Annotated in this window: 1 protein-coding gene; it reads right to left on the reverse strand. The window is 62.6% G+C overall.

Annotated features, from left to right (window positions below; translation table 11 throughout):
* Positions 1 to 93: 93 nt before the first annotated feature.
* Positions 94 to 1,596 (reverse strand): exopolyphosphatase, encoded by a 1,503-nt coding sequence (gene ppx, locus DU29_RS0128855; protein ID WP_028624797.1) that lies wholly within the window; start codon positions 1,594 to 1,596, stop codon positions 94 to 96.
* Positions 1,597 to 1,775: the final 179 nt, after the last annotated feature.

Below are 1,775 nucleotides of genomic sequence, written 5' to 3' on the forward strand. Positions count from 1 at the left end.
TGGCGAGGGAGCTTGCTCCCGCTGGACTGCGCAGCAGGCCTTTTTTGGGGCCGCTTCGCAGCCCAGCGGGAGCAAGCTCCCTCGCCACAGTGCTTAACGCACGTTAAGGTTAAAGCCCACCCGCGTCAGCCAGTCCGCTTCCAGGGCGAAATCGGCCTGGGTCAGCTGGTTTTCGTTCAGCCAATTGTCAGGGAACAGCACATCCAGGCTGTCGCCACTGGCGCGCAGGGTCACCTGAGGCATTTCCTGGGTGCCGCGGATGTGATGGAACAGGATCGCAAAGCGCAGCAGCACGCACAGGCGGATCAGCTTGATGCCGTCGTCGCCGAAGTCGGCAAACTTGTCCCGGGGAATATTGCGCCGGTGGCCCCGCACCAGCAGCGCGAGCATTTGCTGGTCTTCGCGGGAAAACCCGGCGAGGTCCGAGTGCTCGATCAGGTATGCGCCGTGCTTGTGATAGTGATAGTGGGCGATGTCCAGACCCACTTCGTGGACCTTGGCGGCCCAGCCGAGCAGCTCGCGCCAGACGCCATCGTCCAGGTCCCAGTCCTGCGCCACTTGATCGAAGGCGTGCAAGGCTTTGCGTTCAACGCGTGCGGCCTGCTCAAGATCGACGTGATAACGCTCCATCAGTGAGCTGAGGGTGCGCTCACGGACGTCTTCGTGGTGGTGACGGCCCAGCAGGTCGTAGAGTACGCCTTCGCGCAGCGCGCCCTCGCAGTGGTCCATGCGTTGCAATTCGAGTGCATCGAAGATGGCTTCGAGAATGGCCAGGCCGGCCGGGAAAATCGCCCGGCGGTCAGGCTTGATCCCTTCGAAATCAATCTTCTCGACATCACCCAGCTTGAACAGCTTGCGCTTGAGCCACGACAGCCCTTCGGCATTGACCTCACCGGTGCCGTGCCCGCCGGCCTTCAGCGCCAGGCCGATGGTGCGGATGGTGCCCGAGGAGCCGATGGCTTCATCCCAGGTCAGCCGATGCAGGGCGTGCTCGATGCTCATGATCTCCAGCCGCGCCGCCGTATAAGCCTGGGCGTAGCGGGCCGGGGTGATTTTGCCGTCCTTGAAATAACGCTGGGTGAAGCTGACGCAGCCCATTTGCAGGCTTTCGCGCAGCAGCGGCTCGAAGCGCTGGCCGATGATGAACTCGGTGCTGCCGCCGCCGATGTCGGCTACCAGGCGCTTGCCCGGCGTGTCGGCGAGGGTGTGCGAGACGCCGAGATAGATCAGGCGCGCTTCTTCACGACCGGAAATGACTTCCACCGTGTGCCCGAGGATTTCTTCAGCGCGGTGGATGAACTCGTTGCGGTTGCGCGCTTCACGCAGGGCGTTGGTGCCAACGATCCGCACGGCGCCCAGCGGCATACCGTTGATCAGTTGGGCAAACCGCTTGAGGCAATCGAGCCCGCGTTGCATGGATTCTTCGTTGAGCTGGCGTTCATCGTTGATGCCGGCGGCCAGCTGAACCTTTTCCCCGAGGCGTTCGAGGATGCGGATTTCGCCGTTCTGGGCCTTGGCCACCACCATGTGAAAGCTGTTGGAGCCCAGGTCGATTGCGGCGATCAGGGACAGATTCTTGGCTTGGAATTGCGGCATGGTCAGGGAGTCTCGGTCGATAACCTCGACATCGTGCCACGATCATACGCTGACGCCAACGCGCATCCTTCAAAGCAATGATCCCACGCTGTTCCTGTGGCGAGGGAGCTTGCTCCCGCTGGGCTGCGAAGCAGGCCCTCTTTTGAGGTGCTCCGCGCCCCAGCGGGAGCAAGCTCCCT

The organism is Pseudomonas sp. Ant30-3 (assembly GCF_000690905.1).
In the GTDB taxonomy this organism is placed as follows: Bacteria; Pseudomonadota; Gammaproteobacteria; order Pseudomonadales; family Pseudomonadaceae; genus Aquipseudomonas.